We start from the raw sequence: 22,416 nt of genomic DNA on the forward strand, positions 1-22,416 counted from the left end.
CGATGGACTTCAACGACAACGCGCCCGAAGCGCAGTTCCGCGCCGAGCTGAGGCAGTGGCTTTCCGAACACACCGCGGACGCTTCGATCCCCGAGGATCCCGCCGCCCGCGCCGATGCGCAAAATGCTTGGCATCAAACGCTTTACAAAGCCGGGTACATCGGGCTCTCCTTCCCCGTCGAGTACGGAGGGCACGGCAAGGCCCCCATCTACGAGGCGATACTCAACGACGAACTCGGCCGCGCCGGCGCCCCGCCCATAGAGGGGGTCGGCCACCTCAGCAACGCCTTGCGGTTGTTCGGTACGGACGAGCAACGAGACACCCTGCTGCCCGGACTGTTGTCCGGCCAGGTGCGGTGGTGTCAGGGATTCTCCGAACCCGAGGCTGGATCCGACCTCGCCGGCCTGAAGACCCGCGCCGCGTTGATCGAGATCGAGGGGCGTCAGAGCTTCCGCGTCAATGGCCGCAAGATCTGGACGAGCTTCGGGGCGGTCGCCGACTGGTGTTTCCTGCTGTGCCGCACCGAGTCCGAGGCCCCCAAGCACGCTGGCATCTCGGCGCTGTTGGTACCGATGTCGACGCCAGGGATCCAGGTCCGGCCGATTGTCAATGCCGCACGCAACCGGGAATTCACCGAGGTCACGTTCGACGACGTGGACGTACCCGTGGCCAATCTGCTAGGTGAGCGCGGCCAGGGCTGGTCCATCGCAAGCCAGCTGCTGGCCTACGAGCGCGGTCCTGGCGACATCAACTGGGTCAGCCGGCTCTCGACACAATTGCGGCGGCTCGAGAACGACATCCGGACCGGCTGGCTCCTCGACTCACCCGCGGCGCGGGCCCGGCTTGGACAGGCCTACGTGGAGTTACGCGCTCTCCAGGTCAAGGTTCAGCGCTCACTCACGGAGCGCCAACGCGGCAAACTTCCGGGTCCGGAGGGGTCGGTCGACAAGCTGCTCATGGCCCGTGCGGACCAGTACTTGGGCCACACCATGATGGATCTGTGCGCCAGCGGCCCTCTGCTCACCGAGGGCCTGGAATGGGACATCTACCTGTGGTCGCGCGCCGCCGGCATCTACGGGGGCACCGCGCAAATCCAGCGCAACATCGTCGCGCAGCGGGTGCTTGGGCTGCCACGCGCCTGAGCAGGTGCCGGTTAACCTGGCCCGGCCTCGGTCAGGTGTCTGTACGCCTCTTTGAGACCGTTGAGCCGCCTTTCGAGGATCTCGTCGCCCGCGTGGGCCCCGCTGAGTTTCGTGTCGACCTCGGCTATCTCCGCGGAGAGCCGTTCGGCCGCTTCACCCTTGGTGAGCAAATCTTGGTCGGCCCAGTCGTCATGGGGGATGCGTTCATGCGAGTCCATCGTCTCTCCTCAGTGCACCATTGGTTTGAGCCTAGGTGGAGATCGGCGTTATAGTCAGTTAGGCATAAAGTGTTTAGTTGTACTGTAACGCATGAATCGGAAGAGTTGAGGACTGGACGATGCCCCTGCAACCATCGATGAAGCTTCTGTCGGTCGACGATCACCTCATCGAGCCACCCCATGTCTGGATCGACAGGCTGCCGAAGAAGTACATCGATCAGGGTCCTCGCATCGTCGACTTCCCGCGCGAGGGTGCCCCGCCCATGCAGCAGTGGGTCTATGAGGGCCGACCGTATCCCAACATCGGGCTGAACGCGGTCGCGGGCAGGCCCCCGGAGGAGTTCGGCGTCGATCCGATTCGCTACGCCGACATGATCCCTGGATGTTATGACCCGAAGGCCCGTTTGGCCGATATGGACATCGACGGTGTCCACGGGATGTTGTGCTTTCCGTCGTTTCCCCGATTCTGCGGCACGGTCTTCCTCGAGGGGCAGGACAAGGAACTGGCGCTGCTGGGCGTCAAGGCGTGGAACGACTTCTCGCTCGATGAGTGGTGCGCTACGGATCCCGCCCGCTTCATCCCTATGGCGATCACTCCGCTGTGGGATCCAGCGCTCATCGTCGCCGAGATCGAGCGTGTGGCGGCCAAGGGAGCCCGGGCGATCGGCCTCCCGGATAACCCGACAAACCTCAAGCTGCCCAGTTATCACACCGCGTACTGGGAGTCGGTGTGGTCGGCGTTGGAAGAGACGAATCTGACGGCGGTGATGCACTTCGGCAGTGGCGGATTCCCGCCTCAGACGGCGCCGGAGGGGCCGTTCGCGGTGATGATCACGTTGATGGGCACCACGTCGATGGCCGCGGCCACCGAGCTCATCTTCTCGCCGGTGTTCCATAAGCATCCAAACCTCAAAGTGGCGTTCTCCGAAGGTGGCGTCGGCTGGATGCCTTACCTAGTCGAGCGCGCGGATTACGTCTGGCGCAAACACAAGTACTACCAGAACATTCACCCGACCGTGGCGCCGTCGAAGCTGTTCCGGCGCAACATCTCCGGATGCTTCATCGAAGACGAAGTCGGGATGGCTATGCGGCACCAGATCGGAATAGACAACATCACCTGGGAGTGCGACTATCCTCACTCCGACTCGTTCTGGCCTAAGAGCCGAGCGCGCGCCGAGGAGATGCTGGCCGATGTACCCGACGAGGAAGCTGCCAAGATCGTCGAGCTCAACACTCGGCGCTGGTACGCATTCCCGGAGGAGGGCTTCAAGTCCTGCACGGCGGACTCGGGGTGGCGCCCGAATGACGGCAACCCGGCCGACTATGACTACGACGAGGTCATGGCAAGTCATGGCGGGGTCGGCATGGAGGCCTTCATGAACAAGATGGAGGAGCAGAAGGCTCAGAAGGTTTGAGCCTGAAGCGTTCGGACAGGCTGCGTCTCTCACGGTGATGCCTGGTCGACGCCTGAACTCTTCAGCCAGTTCTCGACCATGACCAGTCGTCCCGATGATGCGAGCGTCATGAACAACGTGTGGCCATCGGGACTCAATGCGACATTGGTGGTCATCGGGTCGTCGGCGGTAATCGCGCCCAGCAGTTCGCCGGTCGGCGAGAAGACGCTGACACCACCTGTGCCGAGGGTTGCGACCAGGATGCGGCCCGTCGGGTCCACACACAGCCCGTCCGCTCCACCGACGTTCAGCGGGCCACCACTGGGCAGGGTGGCCAGTCCACGCGCCCGACCCACCACGCCGGGTTCGTCGAGTTCGAATTCCCAGATGCGGCGGGTGCGGGTTTCCGCCACGTACAACAGCGCGCCGTCGGGCGACAACGCGACGCCGTTGGGCATTTCGAGCGGGTAGACGATTTCGCGAAGGCCGCCGTCGACGGTGCCATAGAGCAGCCCAGTCATGGTGCGGTTGCGGTTTTGCACCACTCCGCCATCGGTGACATAGAAGCCGCCATGGCCGTCAACGCAGATATCGCTGGGCCGCGTCAACGGCAGCACGCTCCCCGAACGCGTGCTGAACTCGGTGGTGAGCGTGCTGACATAACCGCTTGGATCGACAAGCTGTAATGCCGGAACGACCGGCTCGTCAGGCGGGCCAACCGGCCGGAAAAGCGTTGCACAGCCGTCGAAGTCGTAAGGCCACGGGCCGAGCCCGAACGTAGAACCGCCATTCTGGCAGACCACCAGTCGGCCGTCCGCGAGTCGAGCCAATCCGTTGGGCCCGCCGCCGGTCTCGGCAACAGTCTCGGTGACCCCGTCCGGGCGAACGCGGGTGATCCTTCCCGCCGCCATCTCCGACACCACAACCGAACCGTCGTCGAGGGCGAGGGGGCTTTCGGGGAAGGCCAGCCCACCGACCAGACAGCGGCTCCCGCTCACCGCCGCTGTTCCTTGTCCGTCTCAGCGGCCGCGTTCGCCGTGCTCTGCCACCAAGCGGCGAACACCGGATCGGCCAGCGGCAGGTCCCCGACACCGGTTTGGTTTCGCGGCCACTCCGCTGCCTGTTGCGTCAGGGGCGACGTCTGACGGCTGACCCCGTAGCACAAGCGGTGCCGTCGATGCACGAAAAGCCAATGCCCGCCGTAGTATTCGTAGCTGTCTTCGTACTTGATGAGCTGTTCGATGAACCCGTCGGCGTGAGTCTGTGCGAAGCACTGGGCCCAGACCTGCCCGTGCGCGCGGTCTACGGCGTTGAGCTCGATGAGGTGGTTGGCGACGAGGATGACCGCGAATACGCTCGCGTCGACGCTGTGGGACATCAGCCGGCGCAGGCCCTCGCGGCCCTCACCGTGGTGGCCGAACCGCGCGTGTGGGACGAACAGGTCGGCCATCGCCTCGACATCCCGTGTTTCAATCGCCGCGCCGTAACGGTAGGGCAGTTGGCGAATCTCTTCGCGTGCCAACATGTCCCTCACTGGGTCGGCGTCTTCCATCGAATCCCCTTCCGCAGACCTCGTGGGGCCCTAGGGCGCCGGCGTCGACTGGCCGAGTATGTAGTGCCCGGATTGCGGGTGGTGGTACCAGCCGCCGGCCGCCGACGTTCCGCCATCGACATGCAGCGTCTGCCCGGTCACATATGCGCTGAGACCGCTGGCCAGAAAGACTGCTGCTCCGGCCATTTCGTCAACGTGACCGGCCCTGCCCATCGGCACCATGAGCTTGGCGTTCTCGGCGCCCGCGGGGGCCATCTTCGCCAGGCTCTCGGTCAGGGTGAAGTCGGGCGCCAGCCCGTTGACTCGGACACTGTGCGGAGCGAGTTCGAGCGCAGCGGTTTTCGTGAAGTTCACGACCCCCGCCTTGGCCGCGGCGTAGGCGGCAAACCCGGGTGCCGCCCGCACCGCCTCAATCGTGCTGACGTTGATAATGCTGCCGCCTTCGCCTGCTTCGATCATGGCACGCGCAACCCGTTGCGTGCACAGCAAGACCTGGGTCAGGTTGATGCGAATTAACGCGTCCCACCCGTTGGACGAGGTTTCGAGTAGGCCGGACCAGAAGACTCCGCCGGCGTTGTTAACCAAGACGGTTGGAGTCCCCAGCTTCTCGACGGTGGCGGCGAGGGCATCATCAACCTGCTCCTCGTCGCGAACGTCGGTGACGCATGCGAGGCCGCCGAGTTCCGCGGCCGCTGATGTTGCCGTCCGCGCGTTCCTCTCCCAAATCGAGACCTTCGCGCCGAATTCCGTGAACGCCGCGGCTACCGCGCGCCCAATCCCGGACCCGCCGCCCGTCACGACCGCTACGCGACCGTCCAGCGATGCGGCGTTTCGGTGCAGCGTCACTGGTTTTTCCTCATGCCGATCAGCCGGGTCGCAGGTATCCACCCGCGTGACAGATTAACACTGAGTGTTCTATTATCCAATAACGTCGGCGGGGTCGCGCCCGGGCGTTCGGTCGGCTGCCGTAGTCGGGGTGTGAGGTCGAGCCAGCCGGCTCATCGAATGACGGAGGAGCAGATGCAGCGTCTGAGCGGCAAAGTGGCCGTGATAACCGGAGCGGCGCGTGGACAGGGCCGCAGCCACGCGATTCACCTGGCCGACGAGGGCGCCGACATCATCGCGCTGGACATTTGCGCCGATATCGACACCAACGACTACCCCCTTGCCACCCGGGAGGACCTGGACGAAACCGTCAAGCTGGTCGAAAAGTCTGGTCGTCGCGCGGTCTCGGCGGTCGTCGACGTGCGGGACCGCGCCGCGCTGAAGAAGGCGATCGATGAGGCGGTCGCCGAGTTGGGCGGTCTTCATGTCGTGGTGGCGAACGCCGGAATCCTCCCGATGGGTATCAACATCCCGTCCCGCGGCTTCATGGATGCGTTCGACGTCGACTTCGTCGGCGTCGTCAACGCGGTGCACACTAGTTTCGAGCACTTGCGGGCGGGTGCATCGGTCATCGTCACCGGTTCCATTGCGGGGCTGGTTTCACAGAAGGACCTGGCCACCGGTGGCGGACCGCAGGGTCCCGGGGGTGCCGGTTACGGTCTCGCCAAGAAGATGCTGGGGGAGTACACCAAGGGGTTGGCTTTGACGCTGGCGCCAGAGCAGATCCGCATTAACATCGTGCACCCGACCAACGTCAATACCGGGATGTTGCATAACCTTCCGATGTACCGCACGTTTCGTCCGGACCTCGCCGAACCGAGTCGCGAGGACGCAGAGCTTGTCTTCCCGTTGCTGCAAGCGATGCCCGTCCCATGGATCGAGCCGGAGGACATCTCCCACCTGGTGGTGTACCTGGCCTCCGACGAGTCCCGTTACGTCACCGGTCAACAGATATTCGTCGACGCCGGCGCGGGTATGAAACTGGGCCTTTAGCAGTCCATTCGCCAAGCGGTCGTCAGCGGCCACGGAAGTCGGGGTCGCGTCGCTCAACGAAGGCGGCCATGCCCTCTGCGACGTCGTCTGTCCCGGCTACCTGTTCCACGAGCAGGGCCTCGGTACGAAACGCCGCATCGCGGTCGACGTCAAACGCTTGATTGAGCATCGCCTTGGCCGCCGCCAGCGCGCGTGTCGGTCCACTCGCAAGCCGACGGGCCCATGCGCGCGTCTCGTCCTCGAGGTCGCCATCGGCGACCACTTTGTTGACCAGGCCGATCCGGTAGGCCTCGGACGCTGACAGCTCCTCGCCGAAGAACAGCAGCTGCTTGGCGATATTGAAGGGCACCTTGCGGGCCAGCAGGTAGGCGGCACCGCCGTCGGGCGCAAGCCCGCGGCGTGTGAAAAGCGCCATGAGCCGAGCGCTTTCGGCGGCGACGATGAGATCGCAGGCGAGCACCATGCTGGCGCCCACCCCGGCGGCGACGCCGTTGAGCGCGCACAGCACCGGCTTTTCGCAATCGAGCAAAGCTGACACCACCGCCTGAGATCCGATACGCAGAATCCGGGCGGCATCGCCGGCGACCCTGTCTTTCTTCGGTTGCATGCCTGGATCGTGGAGATTGGGTCCGGTGCAGAAGTGCCGGTCGCCGCGACCGGTGAGCACCACCGCTCTGATCTCGGGATCGCTGGACGCGGCCTGGAGATTCTCAATCAGGCTTCGCTGCATGGCCCGCGTCACCGAATTGCCGGCGTCTGGTCGGTCCAATACCAACCAGCGGACCGCGTCCTCGGTCCGTGCCGTCAGATCGGGGATCACAGCCGAATCGGCACGCTGGCCGGGCCGCGCACCGAATTGGTGTGCACGTAGGTCACCGCCTCTTCATCCACGTCCCACGCCGGAAATCGCGCCAGTGTCTCTTCCAGCGCGACCCGGGCCTCCAGGCGCGCGAGTGCGGCACCGAGGCAGAAGTGCGAACCGTGACCGAAGCTGATGTGGCGGATTCCGGTTCGTTCGACGTCGAAGACGTCGGCATTCTCGTATTGGCGTTCGTCGCGGCCGGCCGAGCCGGTCAGCAGCGCCACCCGTGAACCCGCGGGGATGAGCGTTCCGTGATAGGTGACTTCGCGTGCTGTGTAACGGCCCTGTACGGGCGACGGGGCGTCGTAGCGCAGCAGTTCCTCGACGGCGTTGCCGATCAGTTCTGGGTTCGCGGCCAGTTTGGCCCGCTGCTCGGGGTAGCGCGCGAGCGTCAGCGCCGCCCAGCCCAGCAGCCGCGCCACTGTTTCGTTGCCGGCGACGTTGATTGTTGCGATGAACATCAACACCTCACCGTCATCGAGGCGACGCGACTCGCGGCCCGCTTGGACCAGGTCGGACCCCATCAGGTTGCCGACGATGTCGTCGCTCGGAACGATCCGGCGCTGCTGAATCTGGTCGGCGTAATAGCCCAGCAGCTTGGCGTTGGCTTGCTGGCCGTCTTCGCTCAGCTGAGTTGCCCCGTCTTCGCGGTGGAGCTGGGCATCTGACCATTCCCTCAGGTTGTCGTGGTCCTGCTCGGGAAACCCGAGCAGGGAACTGATGACCATCACCGGCAGCTTCATTGAAAAGTCGCGCACGTAGTCGAAGCCCTCGGTGCCGACGAACTTGCCCAGGTAGCCGCGGCACAGCGTGCGGACGCGGTCCTCGAGTTTGGCGACACTTGTGCGAAAGAAGGTGCGGTTGACCATCTTTCGCAGCGCAGTGTGGTCGGGCGGATCCATCATGATAATCGGCTTGGGCGATACCCACGGATCGTCGCCGATCGCGTCCAGCGTGACACCGTGCTCCGAGGAGAACGACTCGGTGTCCAGCGACGCCTCCATCACGTCGGAAAACCTGCTCAAGGCGTAGAAGTCGTACTCCGTGTTGTGGTAGACAGGCGCTTCGTCGCGCAACCGTTTCCAGGCCGCATACGGGTCCTTGTGCAGGGCGCGATCGAACGGATCCCAACGTAGGTCCGTTGTCGTCATCGGCACCGTCCTCCTCGTAAGGAACAGTAATACATTATCTGTATAGTTGCACTATTATGGTGGCGCGGGTCGCCCACCCCCTGCTGAGGAGGACGAAGGAACGTGGAAACCCGAGATCTCGAGCACGTCGTCTACGAGAAGGACGGCGCTATCGCGCGGATCATCCTGAACAATCCGGACGCCGCCAACGCCCAGACCTCTGAAATGGTCCATAGCGTCAACGCGGCCCTCGACGACGCGCAGTACGACTACGACATCAAAGTCGTGATCATCAAAGCCAATGGCAAGGGCTTCTGCTCTGGCCACGTCCCCACGGGTGCATACCCCGAATTCAAGGCCGAGCTGGAAGCATCGGGGAAAGTCTGGCGGTCTGCTGCCCAATTATTTCTGTGGCCGGTCCTCAAGCTGTGGGAGTTCCCCAAACCGGTGATCGCTCAGGTGCACGGCTATGCGATCGGCGGGGGCACGACATGGGCGCTGATTCCCGAAATCACCGTGTGTTCCGAGGACGCGTGGTTCCAGATGCCGCTGGTTCCCGGCTTTGGGCTCCCCGGCGCCGAAACGATGTTTGAGCCGTGGGTTTTCATGAATTATAAGCGCGCCGCCGAATACCTCTACACAGCCCAGCGGTTGACGGCCGCCGAGGCCTTGGAGTTCGGTCTGGTCAATCGGGTGGTGCCCGCCGATCAACTCGAAGCCACCGTCGAGGAGCTGGCCGCGCAGATCGCCAAGGCGCCCTTGATCACGCTGCAGGCAGTCAAGTCCGGCGTCATCCGGGCCTGGGAGACCATGGGGTTCCGCACCCATCAACAAGCCAGCAATGACCTTCAGGCGATGGTGACCGGCAGCAAGGAGTTCCAGCAGTTCATGGCGGAACTCATGAAGAAGGGCTCAAAGCCCAGTAAACGCATCTGAGCATGCCTCTCAAACCGATCATCCGGTTCGGCGCGGACGAGGAGACCGAGTCGCTGCGGGCTTCGGTCCGTGGCTGGCTTGCGGGCAACTTGCCGGATGAATTCCGCCGCACCGCGGCCAATCCCGACTACCTCCCCCGCGATGCGCACGACCGTGCGGTGGCGTTCTGCCAGGCGTTACACGACCAGGGCTGGTTCGTGCCGCACTGGCCCGCCCAGTACGGCGGGGGCGGCCGCGGCGTCGTCGAACAGGTGGTCATCCGGGAGGAGCTCGCGTACGCCGGGGCGCCGCTGGTCAACACCAACGGCGTCAACATGCTGGCGCCGGTGTTGTTCAAATACGGTACCTCCGAACAGAAGGCGGAGCACCTGCCGGCCATCGCCCGCTCAGAACGCATGTGGGCACAGGGGTATTCGGAACCTGAGGCCGGCTCGGATCTGGCGGCACTGCGCATGACCGCTCATCAGGACGGCGACCATTACGTCCTGGACGGGCAGAAGACATGGACGAGCAACGGCGTGCTCGCCGATTGGATCTTCGTCTTGGCCCGCACCTCGCCGGTTGCCGACAAGCGCCAGGCGGGAATCTCGTTCTTCCTCGTCGACCTTGAGACACCGGGAATCACCCGCCGGCCCATCCGCTCGATGACCGGATATCCGACCTTCGCCGAGGAGTTCTTCGACAGTGTGCGCGTGCCGGCGGCCAATCTCGTTGGGGCAGAGGGCGAGGGGTGGACGGTCGGAAAGGCGCTGTTGGAGGTCGAACGATCGAATATCACCAGGGCCGCGCAGGCCCAGCGCTATCTTGATGAGTTGATCGACTGGTGCCACGCGCAGAAAGGCTCGCCGCATGATCCGCTGGCTGAACCGACTACCCGCATCGCGCTAGCCCGCGCCGTCGAACGCGTAGAGGCCGGCCGCGCCCTGTCCTATCGCGTAGCGCACCTGCAGGCCGCGGGTGCTTTGGATCCCGCGTTGCCGTCGTTGTCGAAGCTGTACCACTCCGAGCTGACCGCCGAATTACGGACGCTTGGCGCCCAGATCCTCGGTCCCGCTGGTGAACTCATGCCGAATGATCCGGATTCAATCCTGCATGGGCACTTCTCCGAGGGGCTCCTGTTGTCGCTGCTGCATGCGATCGGCGGAGGTACTAGCGAGATTCAGCGAGATCTGATATCTACGGTCGGCTTGGGCATGCCGCGCTGAGATGATCGCTTAGGAGAAGGCGGTGCGGCCCTCAACCGCAGCCGAGCGCTGCTGCGCAACGGTGGCCATCGCCAGTTCGAGCGGATGGAACGCGGCGAGCTGAGCGCTTTCGGCCGAATTGATCAGCCGCTTGGTCATTTCCACCGCTCCGGCATCGGCTTGTGCCAGCTCGCTGGCGATGGCCAGCGCCCGGTCGATCGCCGATCCGGGATCGACAACGTCGGTCACCAGTCCCACCTGCTGGGCTTCGAAGCCCGACATCCGTGTCCCGCGCAACAGGAACGACGCCGCACGGTGCCGGCCCAACTGCTGAGTCAGGCGCCAAGCGAGCCCACCGTCGGGCACCACCGCGCGCGCCACGAACGGCGCAGCAAAAAAGGCGTCGGAAGCGCACACAACCAGATCGCATGACAGTGCCAGGCTCCAGCCAAGGCCGACGGCCGCGCCCTCGACTGCCGCGATGGTCGGTACCGGCAGTGCTTTGAGTTGTTCCATCACTCGTTGGGCGTGTTCGACACGGCCGGCGGGGCTCAGCGGACCGTTCCCGTGTGCCGGCCCGGTCTTCAAATCTCCTCCGGCGCAGAAGAATCCGTCTGCACCGGCCAAAACTACGCCGCGGTCGCCGTAGGCGACGATGCCACCGAGTGCGATCGATAGCTCGGTCCACGATTCGTAGCACAAGGCATTACGCTGGCGCGGCCGGTCCAATAAGAGCACAGCGATGCCGTCTCGCTCTTCGTAACGGACTAGCTGAGCATCGGCGTCGGCGACCATTGGACCACCCCTACCGGTTCAGGAACTTGTCGATAGCAGCCCGGTGCTCGGGTGTGGTGAAACACTCCGTCTCGGCGGATATCCCGTACTCGAGGATGCCAGTGATCGCGCGTTGGGCATGCAGATTCAACGTTCTTTTCGTGTCCTGCACCGCGCGCGGCGGCAGCGCGGCCAGGCGGTGGGCCACTGCCAGGCCCTCCTGTTTGATCTGTCCGTGCGGTACCACGCGGTTGGCCAAGCCCAGCTCGACCGCCTTTTCCGCTTTGATGCGTTCGCCGAGCATCAGGTACTCTTTGGCTTTCAGCAGGCTCATCAGCAGAGGCCACAGGACCGAGCCGCCGTCACCGGCAACCAGTCCGCTCGCTACGTGAGTGTCGGCGAAGAACGCCCGGTCTGACATCAAGACGATGTCGCATAACACTGCGATGCTGCACCCGAAGCCGACTGCGGGGCCGTTGACAGCCGCGACTACCGGCAGTGGAAAGTCGATCATGTCGCGCACGATGCGTCGGGCGTCTCGCATTCCGGCGCGGCGAGTGACCGGGTTGTTGACATGGGTTTCCAGCCATTCCACCAGGTTTCCGCCGGCGGAGAAGTAATCGCCGGTGCCGGTGATCAGCACCGCCCGGGCGTCGGGGTCGTCGGCCAGCGTGCCCCACAACCGGGTGAAGGCGGTGTGCATCCGGTTGTTGACCGCGTTCGCGTTGTCGGGGTTGCTCAACGTCACGATACGCACGGGACCGTCTGCGGCCACGAGGATCTCGTCGCACCCGGTCAGTTCCGGTGTGCCCTCCGGTACGTCCGTCATCGGCGTTCAGCCCTCGTCTCTTGCAGTCAGCCATTCCGGCCGACGAGTCTCCACGAAGGCCTCGCGGTCGTGGCTGACAGGCCATTCCGGGGATCGCTTCTGCAGGAACGCGGTAAAGGCCTCGATCTGCTCGGTGGTGCCGATGGACGACCAGTAGCCCGTGACGTCCACGGGCGGCAGCGCACGCGCCATCTCACGTTTCATCGCGGCGCGAGCGACCGGGCCGGTCTTTCGGACTCGTTCTAGCAGGGCGTCGACTTCCAACAGCAAGGAGTCGTGCGGCACGACTTTACCGACCAGGCCGAGGCGCTCGGCCTCGGGTGCGTCGATCCAATCGTTGCCGTAGATAAGGTGATTGGCCCTCAGTGTGCCCAGCCGTTGCGGCAGCCGAGCGGCGACGAACGCTTCGTATACGCCGCGGGTGAGGTCGGGGACGCGGAATCGGGCTCGATCGGATGCGACGACCAGATCCGCGAACAGGGTCATCACCAAACCACCGCCAAGGGCAATCCCGTTAACCGCGCAGACAACAATTTTCGGTATCTTGCCGAGCGTTTCGAACGGCGTCCCGTCGTATGATTCGGTGAATGCATCCCACGTCCGGTCCGGGTTGCCCACCGCGTTCATGTCCCCACCCGCGCAGAATGCCTCGCCGGATCCGGTGATTACCAGGAAGCTCAAACGCGGCTCGTCGGCGACAATCATCGCTGCCCGCTTGATGCCGTGATAGCCGTCCGCGGTGACGGCATTCTTCTTCTCGGGACGGCTGATCGTGACGGTCAATGTGTCGCCCTGGATACGCCCGATTAGCTCTGGGGTGCCGAGGTCGACGTCGACCGATTCGGGGAGCGCGGTCACTGTTCCCCGATCACTGCGAGAAGTTCACCGACACTGTAGGTTTCGCCCGCACTGACCTTCCAGGCGACCACTCCGCTGGCCGGCGCTTCGATGTCCATTTCGACCTTGTCCGTGGCGATCTGATAAAGCGGGTCACCCTCGGAAACGTGGTCACCGTCCGCTACATAGAACTCGATCAATTCCGCTTCGGTGATCGCATCACCAGGTTTGGGCATCCGCACCTCGATCACACGATTCTCCTGACGGTTTCGACGAGTTGCGCGGCGTCCGGACGGCAAGCCGCTTCGAGGGTGGCCGCGCGCGGCACCGGCGTATACGTGCCGGCCACGCGTTGAATGGGGCTCACCAGCACACCGAACAGCTCGGTGCCCACGGCGGCGGCGATTTCGGCCCCCGGTCCGCAGAATCCGACCGACTCGTGGGCCACCACCAGGCGCCGGGTCTTGCGGACCGATTCGATCACCGCCGCCAGATCCAGCGGCACCAGCGTCCGCAGATCTACGACTTCAACCGAAACGCCCTCAATGTCAAGCTGGTTGGCTGCATCGAGCGCGGCATGGACCATGGTGCCGTACGTACAGATCGTCACATCGGTGCCGACCCGTTTGATGTCGGCCTGCCCGAGCGGGATCACATAGTCGGCGGTGGGCACGGGCCCCTTACCGCCGCCGTAGAAGAGCTTCATCGACTCGACGAACAGGCACGGATCGTCTTCTGCCAGGCATGCATTGAGCAGGCCCACGGCGTCGGCTGCGGTGCTGGGCCAGACGACCTTGATTCCGGGTGTGTGCATCGCCCAGGCCTCGAACGCTTGCGAGTGTTGCGGGCCTGCGGCTGTGCCCACCATGGCGCGGATGACGATCGGTGCGCCCTGCCGGCCGCCTGACATGTAGCGGATCTTCGCGGCGTGGTTGGCGATCTGATCCATGGCCACACCCAGGAAGTCCATGAACATGAGTTCCGCCACCGGCCGCAGCCCGCCTAGTGCCGCACCGACGGCGGCGCCGATGATGGACGACTCGGCGATCGGGGTGTCGCGCACCCGGTCGGTGCCGTACTTGGTGGAAAGTCCCGCGGTGATCTTGAACATGCCGCCCGCCGGATCGGCGATGTCCTCGCCGAGCAGCACGATTGAATCATCGGCGGCCATGGCGCGATCCAGCGTGCGGTGAATCGCCTGCACGAGACCGAGATTCTCGGTTTCTCCTTCGGGCGCCTTCGCACGCTGCGTTACGGGTGCCGCTAGTTCGGTGCCATGCGCGGCGAACACGTCGCGAGTGAGTTCCGTTACGGCGGGTGGCTCGGCCTCGCGGGCTGAGGCGAAGGCCGAGTCGATTTCTGCCATCAGTTCGGCGTCAATGCGGTCGAGCTCGTCCTCAGTGGCCAGACCGTCGTCGATGAGGCGCTGCCGGTACCGCGCGAAGGGTGGGTCGGCGCGCTTGGCCGCCAGCTCGTCAGGGTCCGCGTAGGGCATCTGGTCGCCAAAGTAGTGGCCCTGCAGGCGATATGCCACCGCTTCGACGAACGATGGGCCGCCGCCGGACCGCGCACGCTCGACGGCCTCGGCCACGGCGTGAAACACCGCGTGCGGATCCGTGCCGTCGACAGTGATCCCGGGCATCGCGTAGCCGGCGGCCCGGTCGGACAACCGGGTCGAGCGGGTGTAGCCCGCCACGGGCGTGCATTCGGCCCATGCATTGTTCTGGCAGAAGAACACCACTGGAAGCGACCACAGCGTCGCCATGTTCATGGCCTCGTGGACGTAGCCGATGCTCGTCGCACCGTCGCCGAAGCTCACCAGCACCACGCGATCACTGCCCTTGACGGCCTCTGCCAGCGCGATCCCGTTCGCGATCAGGGGGCCGGCACCCACGATGCCGGTGGTCCACGCGACCCCGTGCTCGGGGTCGAAAATGCCCATTGCCCCGGCTTTGCCCTTTGACAAACCGGTGCTTCGGCCGAGGATTTCGGCGAAGTACTTGGGTAGGTCGATGCCCTTGGCCACCACATCACCGAGACCGCGATAGGTGGTGACCAGCTGATCGTTATCGGAGAGGGCAAGGGCCGCGCCGGCCGACATCGCCTCCTGTCCCTCGACTGGCCAATAGCTCATGGCGATCTCGCCGGAGGACAGGCCTTTTCGGACGCGCTGGTCGCTGTGGTGCACCTTGCTCATCAAGCGGTATAACTCGACGGCACGGTCGCTGCTCAGGACCCGGGTTCCCATGTCTACTTGCGTGGCCATCACCACTCCTTCGCGATGCGCACTCCGTCGACGAGCATACAATACAATATGACGATATTTGTTTAGTCGTCCGATGGGCGGCTCAGACGCCCAGTTGAGGAGAACTTCGACCGCGATGCCCGAGCGACTAGCCCTGCGAGCCGGTGAGGGTCTGCCGACCCATGTGCACGGTGCCGCCGACCCTCGATTTGCCTGCGCAGTGAGAACCTTCGCCGCGCTCTTTCCCGGCCCACGGTATGGCGGTGGGGCGCTGTCTGTGTATGTCGACGGGGAACCCGTCGTCGACGTGTGGACCGGCTGGTCCGATCGCGAGGGGCGCGTGCCCTGGTCCGCGGACACCGGCGCGATGGTCTTCTCCGCGGGTAAGGGCGTGGCATCGACGGTCCTGCACCGCCTCGCCGACCGTGGGTTGCTGTCCTACGACGACCGCATCGCGCAGTACTGGCCCGAGTTCAGCGCCAACGGTAAGTCCGACATCACCGTGCGTGACATGTTGCGTCACACGACGGGCCTGTCCCGGCTCGGGACCATCACCACCGAACAGTTGCTCGATCACCGGTTCATGGAAGAGCGGCTGGCCGCGGCGCCCGTTGACCGCCTCGCCGGCCGGGCGGCATATCACGCGTTCACATTCGGATGGTTGGCATCCGGATTGGCCCGCGCGATCACCGGCAAGGGTATGCGGGAGCTATTCCGCACGGAGATCGCGCGACCACTGGACACCGACGGTATCCACCTAGGGCGGCCGCCGGCCGACGGGTCCACGAAGGCCGCACAGACCATGTTCCCGCAACGCTTCTCGGGCGGGCCGGGGGTCGGCCAGCTGATCTCGCTGATGGCCAAACTGCCGATTCCAGGCCCGCTCGGTGCGACCTACGTACCCGGTATCACCTCCCTGGTCCAGGGCGACATGGCGCTGCTGGACAGCGAGATTCCCGCGGTGAATGCGGTGGTGACTGCGCGGGGGCTCGCCAAGATGTACGGAGCGCTCGCCAACGGCGGAAGTATCGATGGGCAGCGATTCCTCTCGGAGGAATTGGTCGGGTCGCTGACAGGCAGGCGCAGCTTTCGGCCGGACCTGAACGTCTTCTTCCCGATGTCATTTCACCTGGGCTACCACGGATCACCGGTGCCGGGCCTACTGCGGGGCTTCGGGCATGCCGGACTGGGCGGGACCATCGGCTGGGCCGACCCGATCACCAAAAGCTCATTCGGCTTCGTACACAACCGGCTGCTGACACCGATGGTCGCCGACCAACTGCTGTTCGTGCCGCTGCTGATACCGCTGCAGCGTGGCGTCAACGAGACACACGACAGTGACCTCGTCCCCGTGCCAAGCTTCGGCGCACGAACCTCCGACGAGGCGCGCACCGAAACCGCCGGGCGCTGACCCGACAAGCTCAGGCGGTATCGTCTACGGGTCTCTATCCGGCCGGCACGGGAAGCAGATGGATATCTCGCGGGCACTTCCCCATGCGGAACTTGAAGCGCTGTCCCGCAGGTATGCGGCGGCGGTCGATCGCCGAGATCGCGACGCGCTTCTGGCGGTGTTCGCCCCCGACGCGTCCATGCTCGTCGAAAGGCCCGGGCGCGAACCGGGAACGCTGACCGGTCACGGCGAGATTCAACGGATAATCGGCATCGTCGCGCGGTGGCCACGCACCTCTCACCTCGTTGCACAGGGCCTGTATGTCGTCGAGGGGAGTCGGCCGTCGGCGAAATCTACTGCACTGCCAATCACTTTCGTGGTGGTGAGCCGGACGGGCAGAACCACGTCATGCACATCCGCTACCTGGACAAGTATTCGCTCGAAGGCGGTCTGCGGTGGCGGATCGCGCACCGCAGGGTCGTCGTCGATGCCACCGAGGACCGGGCCGCGTCGATCGGAGGACTCAGTTGATGGTCCCGCTACAGCTCTCGATGGGGATTCCGTCGTTTTCCGCAGCGGCACCGCCGGATTGGGAACACCTGACGGATTGGGCGCAACTGTTGGAGGGCGCTGGATTCGACCGCCTGCTGGTCTCGGAACACGTCGCGTTCGGCATGAACATGGACGCGTACGCGGATCCACGGACGGGCGGAACAATAGGTGGTCGCCAACCGACCGGTCCGGACGGGCACTGGCTGGAACCGCTCACGACGCTGACCTACCTGGCGGCAAAGACCGAGCGAATCCGGCTGGGCACAAACATTTTGCTCGCCGCGCTGCGTCCGGCCGCGGTCCTTGCGAAAACCCTTGCGACCATGGACGTTCTGTCCGGTGGCCGCGTCGATGTCGGGGTGGGCGTCGGCTGGCAGCGTGAGGAATACGACGCGGCCGGAGTGGACTTCGACCGACGCGGGGCGATCCTGGACCAGACGCTCGAAGTATGCCAGCGGCTATGGCGGGAGAACGAGGTGAGCTATCACTCAGCCGGTTTGAGTTTTGAGCGGATTCACCAGATGCCCAAACCAGTGCAGCCCGGCGGAGTACCGGTCTGGGTGAGCGGGACGGTGAACCGAGCGGTCGCTCGCCGGCTCGCTCGCTTTGGACGGGGGTGGATCCCGTGGGGTCCGGATGCGCGGGATGTCGCCGCGGGAATTAGTCGAATGCGCGCCGCGGTCGAGCGCGCCGGCGGCGACCCGGACGGGTTCGGTGTTGCCGGGACGCTGCGCATGCAGACGAGTGCCGATGGCCGGCTCGACCTCACCGCGGTCGCCGCGGGAGCGACCTCGCTGGCGAACGCCGGCGTGACCGACCTGCGAATGACGCACTGGCCCTTGCCTGGCGCGAATCGGGATCGCGACATCCCCGCACTCGTCCAGGCGGTCCGTGACGCTGTCGATGGCTAGGGCGTGCGGATCGACTCGAGTTGCGCAGCGAGCAGCATCCGGTCGAAATAACAGCGTTCCAGGACGAGATCGGGCCCGCGGAAGCCGAAGAGGTTAACGCTCAACATGTCGAGCGGTGTGCCGGGTGCGGTCGTTCGGGTCTCCACGACCAGACCGTTGTCCCCGTGGTAGATCGCCTCCGCGGCATATCGCAGCATGGGGAGATCCGCCCACTGCTGCAACAACATTGCGCGGACCGCCTCGCCACCATCGAAAACGGTTCCCGTAGGGATGATCTCGTAGCGCGGATGGGTGAAGGTGGCCATCGCCGCGTCCAGGTCGCGCGCATTCTCGGCCGCGACGTGCCGGAGCACGACCTCTTCGCGGACGCGCCGCAGCGCGGTATCAGGACTCACTTCGTTTCGAAGACAGCGAGATTGCGGCCGTCCTCGAGCGGCACCCACGCCACGGTGACACGGTCACCAACCGTGGGAGGGGGACCGAACACGTTCGACATCATGCGGACACCTTCGTCCAGATCGACGAGCACCACGGAGTACGGCACCTTGTCGGCAAGGGCGGGGAGCGCGGCGCGGTGGTGCACGCTGACCGCGTAAACGACCCCGTCGCCGCTCAACTTTTCCCACTGCAGCGACGACCCGCCGCAGTGCGGACAGACGAACCGCGGGTACCAGACGAGCCGCGAGCACGATTCGCATCGTTGGACCGTCAGCTCGCGACGCCGGGTCGCGTCCCAGAAGGGCGCGGATGCCGGGCTGGGCGGGGGGACGGGCAGCGTATCGGTCACAGCGTCGCCTCCGTTCCCAGAATCACCGTCGAGGTGGCTGAGAGCACCCCGCCGGTGCCATGTGCGACAGCCGTTTTCGCTTCTGGGACCTGGCGTTCGCCGCATTCACCGCGCAACTGGCGCGTGGCCTCGACGAGCAGGAAGGCCCCGAACGCCCCGGGGTGGGTGTAGGCGAGCCCGCCGCCGGAGGTCTGACCGGGCAGCGTACCTCCGGGTCCCAACGCGCCGTCCGCGACAAACGAACCCCCTTCGCCCTTCGGGCAGAAGCCCAAGTCTTCGAGCGCCAGCAGCACCGTGATGGTGAACGAGTCGTAGAGCTCGACCACATCGATGTCGGCCGGGTTGAGGCCAGCTGCACGGAAGGCGGCTGGCCCCGAAAGGCCACCTGGGGTGACGGTGAGGTCAGGCATTTGGGAGATCATCGCGTGCGAGGCCGCCGACGCCGCACCCAGGACGAAGGCCGGCGGCTTGGCGAGGTTGCGGGCGCGCTCGGCGCTCGTGACCACCAGTGCCGCGGCGCCGTCGGTGACTAGGCAGCACTCGAGCTTGTGTAGCGGTTCGGCAATGAAGCCGGAGTCCAGGACGTCATTCACGGTGATCGCCTCGCGCAGGTGAGCGCGCGGATTCATTACCGCCCAACGCCGGGTGTCGACGGCGATCTGAGCGAGCTGAGCGGCGGTGGTCCCGAAAGTGGCCATGTGGCGGTTGGCGGCCAGCGCGTAGGCACTGATCGGGAGCATCACGCCAAACGGGTTCTCCCACTCGAGCCGCTCGGGGGTGGCGAAGACGCCAAGACCTTTTTCGCCTCGCTTTCGGGCGGCACGCGGTGTGGATGCATAGACGACCACTACCGTCTCGGCTTCACCGGCGGCGATCGCCGCGGCGGCATGCTCGACGTACAGCCCGTAGCTGGCACCCCCGGTTTGAGTGGCATCGGTGAATCGTGGTGTTATTCCCAGGTATTCGGCCAGTTCGACCGAATGCATGAGCGCTCCGCCGGTACAGGTGCACAGGCCATCGACGTCCCGCAGCGACAACCCGGCATCGGCCAACGCCGCGGTGATGACGCGCGCTTCCAATTCCCGCAGCGGAACGTCAATCACACCGGTCGGCGAAACCTCGTCGGCTACACCGACGACGGCCGCCGCCCCTCGGAGGTCGATTGTCAACTCCGCACCTCTTCGAATAATTCACGCACGCCGGGCTGGCTGACCTTGAGCGAGGGCGTCCGTGGCAACTCATCGACGATGACCAGACGGGCCGGAACCTGGTAGCGACTGACTCGTTCGCGCACATAGGCCAGAAGATCCTCCGATGTGACCTGACCACCGTGGACCAACTCGACTGCTGCGACCGGCACGTGGCCGAGCCGCTCGTCGGGCAGACCGGCCACACCGGCGTCGCGTACCGCCGGATGGCTGCGCAGGACCTCGACGATTTCGGCGGGCGTGACCTTGAAGCCACCGCGGATGATGACGTCGTCGATGCGCCCATCGATGAACACGAAGCCGTCGTCATCGACACGGCCGAGGTCGGTGGTCCGCACCCAGGCGCCCCCGAAGGTACGGACCTCGATGCGACCCTGTTCACCGGCCGGCATCTCGCTGTCGTCTTCTATGGACATGACGCGGATTTCCCGGCCCTGCTGGGGCCGTCCTACGCTGCCGCGTTTGGCCGCGGCCCACTCCCGATGTAAGGCAAGGTTCCAGCCCGCCACGCCGCCCGCGAATTCCGTTGCGCCGTAGGATGGCAAGACCGCAACGCCGTAGCGCTGCTCGAACTCCTCTTGTATATCGACGGGCAGATGCGCGGTGCCCGAGGTCACCACCTCCACGCTGGAGAACACCTCAGGCGCCACCCCGGCGTCTAGCACCATTGACAGCGCCGACGGCACCAGGCCCACGGCGCGTGGCCGATGCCGGACCACCAATTCCACGAAATCGGGCACCCGGAATCGCTCCATTAGTGCGATCTTTCGGCCCTCGCAGACATTGAGCAGCGTGCGAAACAGTCCCGACATGTGCACCAGCGGCGAGCCGACGATCGCGACGCCGGAACGCAGTCTGAGTTCCGGCCTGTGCCCCGAACTGTAATGTGCGCTCGCCGCGGCGACTGTGTGCTCGAACGTGCTGTAGGACAGCGGGATTCGCTTCGGGGGACCGGTAGTGCCGCTGGTCAGCATCTCGACGGCGATACCAGCGGTCTTGTTTCGGAACGGGCCGGATCCAGGATCTTCGAGGCCGGCAACGGTAGCGCAGTCGGCGGGCTCGGTCATCACCTGCAGCCCCATCGCCCCAGCGGCGGCGCGGATGACTCCGGTGCGCTGCCAGTCGGTCGGCACTGCGATCAACGCGGGCAACCTCAACCCACGGATGTCCGATGCGAGTCCGGCGTCGCCGTGTGACGGGTTGATCGTGACGATGCAACCGTTGGCCAATAACACGCCCAGCATCGCCCCGACCATCGCGGGGTGGTTACGCAGCACCAGGCCGACAGCAGACTTCTCGTCCAAACCTACTGCTGTCAGCTGGCTTTCAACTCCAGAAGCGATGTCTGCCAGCGCCTGCCAAGTCGTCCAAGAACCCTGGTACTCGATGGCGGGTGCCCCGGGGTCGATCGCCAGAACCGCCCGGATGCGGTCGGTCAGCTGCTGGCTCAAGCCGCCGCTGCCGCGAGCTCGGTGGCCGCTGGGATCACCTCTTGGGCGAACAGCTTCATCGACTCATAAACCTTTGCGCGATCCATCGCCCCGCCTCGCGACATGCGCAATATGATGTTGCGCCAACCCATGTCGATGACAGTACGCATTTTCTCCACGATGCGCTCCGGATTACCCATCAGCGTCAGGTGTGAATTCAGCACCTGCTCGTAGCTCTGCTTGTCGTGCTTCTCGAACCAGTCCGAGTAGGCCTTATAGTCGGCCGGTATCTCGCCGCCCGGCTCAAAGGGGCTTGAATACTTGCGGTGCGTCTGGATGGACAGTTCGACACTCTCGCGCGGATAGCTGCGTGCGAATGCGTCATCCTCGTGGCAGAACGCGTTGAGCAGCGCCCACACGTTACCGGTGGCTGCTTCGAGTCCCTTCTCGGACTGCACCTTCAAGTAAATATCCAGCGCCCCCTGTAGGTCCGGGTCGACCTGGTAGGGGTTACCGATGATCGCACCGAAGCCCTTCTCGGCGAGCCACTCGAAGCTTGACGGCGTCTTCATCACCGTGCCCCACACCGGAATCGTTTGCTGCGCCGGTCGCGGATAGATGGTCACGTCCTCGAGCTGGAAGTACTTGCCGTCATAGCTGACGTTTTCCTCCGTCAATAGCCGGCTGACGATGTCCACGCACTCCTGGTAGCGGCTGGTGGCCTCGTCCATCGAGAGGCCGAAACCCTTGAACTCGTGCGCCTGGTAGCCGCGGCCGAAGCCGGCGTCGAAGCGTCCGCCGGACAAAACGTCGACCATCGCTATGCGTTCTGCCAGTTGGATCGGATTGTGGAAGGGCGCGACCATGCAAGCGGTTCCGATGCGGATGCGTTCGGTCTGCGCAGCGATCGCCGTAGCCACCTGCGGAAGGTCGGGGAGCATCCCGTATGGAGAGAAGTGGTGCTCGGCCAGCCAGACCTCGTCGTAGCCGAGCTCCTCTGCCCAGCGCGCTTCCTCCAGCACGTTGGCCAGCACCTCTCGCTCGCTGAGGTGGTTGGGCTTGTCGCCGAGGATGAACACGCCGAACTTCATATCGGTCCTTCCTTCTGACCCCATTAAGATAGTTGCAGTTACTGCCACTATATTGCACGATTGAAC

General features: G+C 64.8%; 24 protein-coding genes and 1 pseudogene. 9 read left to right on the top strand and 16 right to left on the bottom strand.

Annotation, left to right across the window (positions count from 1 at the left end; all coding sequences use genetic code 11):
- The first annotated feature begins 2 nt into the window (after positions 1–2).
- Positions 3–1,142, top strand: coding sequence for an acyl-CoA dehydrogenase family protein (locus tag AC5Y30_RS17325; RefSeq protein ID WP_499919906.1), 1,140 nt, complete (start codon positions 3–5; stop codon positions 1,140–1,142).
- Between the two features lie 11 nt (positions 1,143–1,153).
- Here AC5Y30_RS17325 and AC5Y30_RS17330 read toward each other — a convergent pair whose 3' ends face one another.
- The gene (locus tag AC5Y30_RS17330; RefSeq protein ID WP_499919907.1) at positions 1,154–1,360 is read right to left on the bottom strand and encodes a hypothetical protein; all 207 of its coding nucleotides are present in this window, start codon (positions 1,358–1,360) and stop codon (positions 1,154–1,156) included.
- A 119-nt stretch (positions 1,361–1,479) separates the two neighbouring features.
- Between AC5Y30_RS17330 and AC5Y30_RS17335 the strand changes: the two genes are divergently transcribed.
- Positions 1,480–2,775 carry an amidohydrolase family protein gene (locus AC5Y30_RS17335; protein ID WP_499919908.1) on the top strand — a complete coding sequence of 432 codons (1,296 nt, stop codon included), beginning with the start codon at positions 1,480–1,482 and terminating at the stop codon, positions 2,773–2,775.
- 29 nt (positions 2,776–2,804) lie between these two features.
- Here the strand turns inward: AC5Y30_RS17335 and AC5Y30_RS17340 are convergent, their stop codons facing one another.
- From AC5Y30_RS17340 to AC5Y30_RS17350, 3 genes are read right to left on the bottom strand one after another with little or no spacing between them, the layout of a single operon-like run.
- Positions 2,805–3,752 (bottom strand): SMP-30/gluconolactonase/LRE family protein, encoded by a 948-nt coding sequence (locus AC5Y30_RS17340; RefSeq protein WP_499919909.1) that lies wholly within the window; start codon positions 3,750–3,752, stop codon positions 2,805–2,807.
- The gene (locus AC5Y30_RS17345; RefSeq protein ID WP_499919910.1) at positions 3,749–4,306 is read right to left on the bottom strand and encodes a nuclear transport factor 2 family protein; all 558 of its coding nucleotides are present in this window, start codon (positions 4,304–4,306) and stop codon (positions 3,749–3,751) included. Before AC5Y30_RS17345 ends, AC5Y30_RS17340 begins: the two co-directional genes overlap by 4 nt.
- Positions 4,307–4,336: 30 nt before the next feature.
- Positions 4,337–5,152, bottom strand: a complete 816-nt coding sequence (locus tag AC5Y30_RS17350; protein WP_499919911.1) for an SDR family NAD(P)-dependent oxidoreductase — start codon at positions 5,150–5,152, stop codon at positions 4,337–4,339.
- A gap of 174 nt (positions 5,153–5,326) precedes the next feature.
- Here AC5Y30_RS17350 and AC5Y30_RS17355 point away from each other — a divergent pair, with 174 nt between their 5' ends.
- On the top strand, positions 5,327–6,184 hold the full coding sequence (locus tag AC5Y30_RS17355; protein ID WP_499919912.1) for a mycofactocin-coupled SDR family oxidoreductase: 858 nt from the start codon (positions 5,327–5,329) through the stop codon (positions 6,182–6,184).
- A 22-nt stretch (positions 6,185–6,206) separates the two neighbouring features.
- Here AC5Y30_RS17355 and AC5Y30_RS17360 read toward each other — a convergent pair whose 3' ends face one another.
- Together AC5Y30_RS17360 and AC5Y30_RS17365 are read right to left on the bottom strand one after the other, a co-directional pair.
- Positions 6,207–7,004 carry an enoyl-CoA hydratase/isomerase family protein gene (locus AC5Y30_RS17360; protein ID WP_499919913.1) on the bottom strand — a complete coding sequence of 266 codons (798 nt, stop codon included), beginning with the start codon at positions 7,002–7,004 and terminating at the stop codon, positions 6,207–6,209.
- Complete coding sequence (locus tag AC5Y30_RS17365; RefSeq protein WP_499919914.1) at positions 7,001–8,197, bottom strand: cytochrome P450; 1,197 nt, start codon at positions 8,195–8,197, stop codon at positions 7,001–7,003. Before AC5Y30_RS17365 ends, AC5Y30_RS17360 begins: the two co-directional genes overlap by 4 nt.
- A 102-nt stretch (positions 8,198–8,299) precedes the next feature.
- Here AC5Y30_RS17365 and AC5Y30_RS17370 point away from each other — a divergent pair, with 102 nt between their 5' ends.
- Entirely contained in the window at positions 8,300–9,112 is an 813-nt protein-coding gene (locus tag AC5Y30_RS17370; RefSeq protein ID WP_499919915.1) for an enoyl-CoA hydratase-related protein, read from the top strand.
- Between the two features lie 2 nt (positions 9,113–9,114).
- The gene (locus tag AC5Y30_RS17375) at positions 9,115–10,317 is read left to right on the top strand and encodes an acyl-CoA dehydrogenase family protein (RefSeq protein ID WP_499919916.1); all 1,203 of its coding nucleotides are present in this window, start codon (positions 9,115–9,117) and stop codon (positions 10,315–10,317) included.
- A 9-nt stretch (positions 10,318–10,326) separates the two neighbouring features.
- Here the strand turns inward: AC5Y30_RS17375 and AC5Y30_RS17380 are convergent, their stop codons facing one another.
- From AC5Y30_RS17380 to AC5Y30_RS17400, 5 genes are read right to left on the bottom strand one after another with little or no spacing between them, the layout of a single operon-like run.
- Positions 10,327–11,091: an enoyl-CoA hydratase/isomerase family protein gene (locus tag AC5Y30_RS17380; RefSeq protein WP_499919917.1), complete on the bottom strand. Its 765-nt coding sequence runs from the start codon at positions 11,089–11,091 to the stop codon at positions 10,327–10,329.
- Between the two features lie 10 nt (positions 11,092–11,101).
- Complete coding sequence (locus AC5Y30_RS17385; RefSeq protein WP_499919918.1) at positions 11,102–11,899, bottom strand: enoyl-CoA hydratase/isomerase family protein; 798 nt, start codon at positions 11,897–11,899, stop codon at positions 11,102–11,104.
- Between the two features lie 6 nt (positions 11,900–11,905).
- Complete coding sequence (locus AC5Y30_RS17390; RefSeq protein ID WP_499919919.1) at positions 11,906–12,757, bottom strand: enoyl-CoA hydratase/isomerase family protein; 852 nt, start codon at positions 12,755–12,757, stop codon at positions 11,906–11,908.
- Entirely contained in the window at positions 12,754–12,987 is a 234-nt protein-coding gene (locus tag AC5Y30_RS17395; protein ID WP_499919920.1) for a biotin/lipoyl-containing protein, read from the bottom strand. Before AC5Y30_RS17395 ends, AC5Y30_RS17390 begins: the two co-directional genes overlap by 4 nt.
- Positions 12,984–15,002, bottom strand: coding sequence for an alpha-ketoacid dehydrogenase subunit alpha/beta (locus AC5Y30_RS17400; protein WP_499919921.1), 2,019 nt, complete (start codon positions 15,000–15,002; stop codon positions 12,984–12,986). The genes AC5Y30_RS17395 and AC5Y30_RS17400 overlap by 4 nt, the downstream gene beginning before the upstream one ends.
- Positions 15,003–15,117: 115 nt before the next feature.
- Between AC5Y30_RS17400 and lipL the strand changes: the two genes are divergently transcribed.
- The 4 genes and pseudogenes from lipL to AC5Y30_RS17420 all read left to right on the top strand — a co-directional run bounded on the left by lipL (position 15,118) and on the right by AC5Y30_RS17420 (position 17,834).
- A complete protein-coding gene (gene lipL, locus AC5Y30_RS17405; protein WP_499919922.1) occupies positions 15,118–16,392 on the top strand; it encodes an esterase/beta-lactamase LipL in 1,275 nt (424 codons plus the stop codon).
- Between the two features lie 58 nt (positions 16,393–16,450).
- A pseudogene (locus AC5Y30_RS17410) lies at positions 16,451–16,717 on the top strand (nuclear transport factor 2 family protein); the annotation flags it as partial.
- 62 nt (positions 16,718–16,779) lie between these two features.
- The gene (locus tag AC5Y30_RS17415; RefSeq protein ID WP_499919923.1) at positions 16,780–16,902 is read left to right on the top strand and encodes a hypothetical protein; all 123 of its coding nucleotides are present in this window, start codon (positions 16,780–16,782) and stop codon (positions 16,900–16,902) included.
- Positions 16,902–17,834, top strand: a complete 933-nt coding sequence (locus AC5Y30_RS17420) for a TIGR03619 family F420-dependent LLM class oxidoreductase (RefSeq protein WP_499919924.1) — start codon at positions 16,902–16,904, stop codon at positions 17,832–17,834. Before AC5Y30_RS17415 ends, AC5Y30_RS17420 begins: the two co-directional genes overlap by 1 nt.
- Here the strand turns inward: AC5Y30_RS17420 and AC5Y30_RS17425 are convergent.
- Genes AC5Y30_RS17425 through AC5Y30_RS17445 form a run of 5 tightly spaced genes read right to left on the bottom strand, consistent with a single transcriptional unit; the run spans position 17,831 to position 22,350 of the window.
- Positions 17,831–18,229 (bottom strand): nuclear transport factor 2 family protein, encoded by a 399-nt coding sequence (locus tag AC5Y30_RS17425; protein WP_499919925.1) that lies wholly within the window; start codon positions 18,227–18,229, stop codon positions 17,831–17,833. The two genes, AC5Y30_RS17420 and AC5Y30_RS17425, sit on opposite strands and share 4 nt — an antisense overlap.
- Complete coding sequence (locus AC5Y30_RS17430; protein WP_499919926.1) at positions 18,226–18,621, bottom strand: Zn-ribbon domain-containing OB-fold protein; 396 nt, start codon at positions 18,619–18,621, stop codon at positions 18,226–18,228. The genes AC5Y30_RS17425 and AC5Y30_RS17430 overlap by 4 nt, the downstream gene beginning before the upstream one ends.
- Positions 18,618–19,790, bottom strand: coding sequence for an acetyl-CoA acetyltransferase (locus AC5Y30_RS17435; protein WP_499919927.1), 1,173 nt, complete (start codon positions 19,788–19,790; stop codon positions 18,618–18,620). The genes AC5Y30_RS17430 and AC5Y30_RS17435 overlap by 4 nt, the downstream gene beginning before the upstream one ends.
- Positions 19,787–21,280, bottom strand: a complete 1,494-nt coding sequence (locus tag AC5Y30_RS17440) for a class I adenylate-forming enzyme family protein (protein ID WP_499919928.1) — start codon at positions 21,278–21,280, stop codon at positions 19,787–19,789. Before AC5Y30_RS17440 ends, AC5Y30_RS17435 begins: the two co-directional genes overlap by 4 nt.
- The gene (locus AC5Y30_RS17445) at positions 21,277–22,350 is read right to left on the bottom strand and encodes an LLM class flavin-dependent oxidoreductase (RefSeq protein WP_499919929.1); all 1,074 of its coding nucleotides are present in this window, start codon (positions 22,348–22,350) and stop codon (positions 21,277–21,279) included. The genes AC5Y30_RS17440 and AC5Y30_RS17445 overlap by 4 nt, the downstream gene beginning before the upstream one ends.
- Between the last annotated feature and the right edge of the window lie 66 nt (positions 22,351–22,416).

The sequence above is a fragment of the Mycobacterium sp. NGS27 genome (genome assembly GCF_059813005.1).

Excerpts from the sequence above, each read along its gene's own strand:
- AC5Y30_RS17345 (WP_499919910.1), bottom strand. The coding sequence starts at position 4,306 with ATGGAAGACGCCGACCCAGTGAGGGACATGTTGGCACGCGAAGAGATT.
- AC5Y30_RS17375 (WP_499919916.1), top strand. The coding sequence starts at position 9,115 with ATGCCTCTCAAACCGATCATCCGGTTCGGCGCGGACGAGGAGACCGAG.
- AC5Y30_RS17380 (WP_499919917.1), bottom strand. The coding sequence starts at position 11,091 with ATGGTCGCCGACGCCGATGCTCAGCTAGTCCGTTACGAAGAGCGAGAC.
- AC5Y30_RS17365 (WP_499919914.1), bottom strand. The coding sequence starts at position 8,197 with ATGACGACAACGGACCTACGTTGGGATCCGTTCGATCGCGCCCTGCAC.
- AC5Y30_RS17400 (WP_499919921.1), bottom strand. The coding sequence starts at position 15,002 with ATGGCCACGCAAGTAGACATGGGAACCCGGGTCCTGAGCAGCGACCGT.
- AC5Y30_RS17385 (WP_499919918.1), bottom strand. The coding sequence starts at position 11,899 with ATGACGGACGTACCGGAGGGCACACCGGAACTGACCGGGTGCGACGAG.
- AC5Y30_RS17415 (WP_499919923.1), top strand. The coding sequence starts at position 16,780 with ATGCACATCCGCTACCTGGACAAGTATTCGCTCGAAGGCGGTCTGCGG.
- AC5Y30_RS17330 (WP_499919907.1), bottom strand. The coding sequence starts at position 1,360 with ATGGACTCGCATGAACGCATCCCCCATGACGACTGGGCCGACCAAGAT.
- lipL (WP_499919922.1), top strand. The coding sequence starts at position 15,118 with ATGCCCGAGCGACTAGCCCTGCGAGCCGGTGAGGGTCTGCCGACCCAT.
- AC5Y30_RS17420 (WP_499919924.1), top strand. The coding sequence starts at position 16,902 with ATGGTCCCGCTACAGCTCTCGATGGGGATTCCGTCGTTTTCCGCAGCG.
- AC5Y30_RS17445 (WP_499919929.1), bottom strand. The coding sequence starts at position 22,350 with ATGAAGTTCGGCGTGTTCATCCTCGGCGACAAGCCCAACCACCTCAGC.
- AC5Y30_RS17355 (WP_499919912.1), top strand. The coding sequence starts at position 5,327 with ATGCAGCGTCTGAGCGGCAAAGTGGCCGTGATAACCGGAGCGGCGCGT.
- AC5Y30_RS17335 (WP_499919908.1), top strand. The coding sequence starts at position 1,480 with ATGCCCCTGCAACCATCGATGAAGCTTCTGTCGGTCGACGATCACCTC.
- AC5Y30_RS17325 (WP_499919906.1), top strand. The coding sequence starts at position 3 with ATGGACTTCAACGACAACGCGCCCGAAGCGCAGTTCCGCGCCGAGCTG.